The organism is Candidatus Micrarchaeota archaeon, assembly GCA_028866575.1.
GTDB lineage: Archaea > Micrarchaeota > Micrarchaeia > Micrarchaeales > Micrarchaeaceae > UBA12276.
Genome location: JAGWHU010000044.1, coordinates 1 through 1,244, shown reverse-complemented (window position 1 = coordinate 1,244; position 1,244 = coordinate 1). Strand labels below are relative to the sequence as shown.

Genomic DNA, 1,244 nt, shown 5'->3' with positions numbered 1-1,244 from the left:
TGTAGAAAGTATGACGCATGAGGAGCTAAAAAACATAATAAGGAAGGCAATAGACAAAGTCAACAAATCACACGTTGAATCGAATTAGTTCTATTAACTATTCATGAATTGTAGTCCGACTAAGCCGCGTAGAAACCATCCAAAAATAACAAAATAATTCCTGGTAATCCTGTAGCAATTATACGCAATCACCCTGTACAGCGTCTCCCTGTTCTGCGTCACGATTGACCTTGACGTGACGCTGTCCCCAAGCATTCCCTTTATCACTGAAAATATCGTCTCCATCTTGCTTCGCTGATGGTACGTCCTCCAGGGAAACCTCCTCTTCATCCTCCTGCGGTGCTCTCCCCTTGTCTTGGACGGCTTTAGGTTCTCGTACCTTGGCCTGATGATGCACCGCTCAACGCCAAGATTACCCGCATCGACGTGGTTCTGCTCGGAATCAAACCCTCTGTCTGCAACCATCGTCCCGACCCTTGCCAGCCCGGTGAGCTTGCGCAGCAATGGCGTGAAATCGTACATGTCATTTCTCCTCCTGTGCCGTATCTTGATGCCGCAGACAATCTGCCGCTTCAGGTCCGCACATATGGTAATCTTGACGAATTTCCTTCGCAGCTTGAACTTTTTTGTATAGTAATACGATGCCTGACCATGTGACAGTCCCGTCGCATCCATCCCTGCAAGCATCCGGGATACCTGGCAGTATGCAAGAAACGATTCCAGTATCTTCAGCAGCATGCCGTGTCTCAGCCTCGCGGCTGCCTTTTGCAGCGTGGTGTAGTGTGGAATCCTTGACAGGCCAAGGAATCCTACAACACCAAAAGCCTCTTCTAGGAACTCGACGAACCTACGATAGCTCTTGCGCTCGTACTGACGAAGCGTGAGCAACACGAGGTGCTGCCAGACCGAGTACACGTGGTTGGAACTCTTGTGTAGGTATGGCGGCACCCTTGCTTTCTCCAATATACGCATCATCGTACGAGCCATCCTCACGTATATCGATGGCTTCATGTGCCGTGATGGTACTTGTCAGCTATAGATCTGCCTGATAAATCGGATCGACAATTACGTCAAAAATCGAGGGTTTCTACGCGGCTAATTTCATGTAGAATTATAGGATTGGTTTGTTAATATATGAAAGTGTGGGTATTCTTTACTTCAACTTCTTTGCTATGTCTTTCAGTGATTCAACATCCTGTCCTTCATCTATCATTCGTTTAATCTGGGCCTTCAGATTTTCAGGC

Annotated in this window: 1 protein-coding gene; it reads right to left on the bottom strand. The window is 47.4% G+C overall.

The genetic code is table 11. The features are described 5' to 3' along the window. Positions 1-93: 93 nt before the first annotated feature. Positions 94-963 (bottom strand): IS5 family transposase, encoded by an 870-nt coding sequence (locus KGI06_06345; protein ID MDE1871828.1) that lies wholly within the window; start codon positions 961-963, stop codon positions 94-96. Positions 964-1,244: the final 281 nt, after the last annotated feature.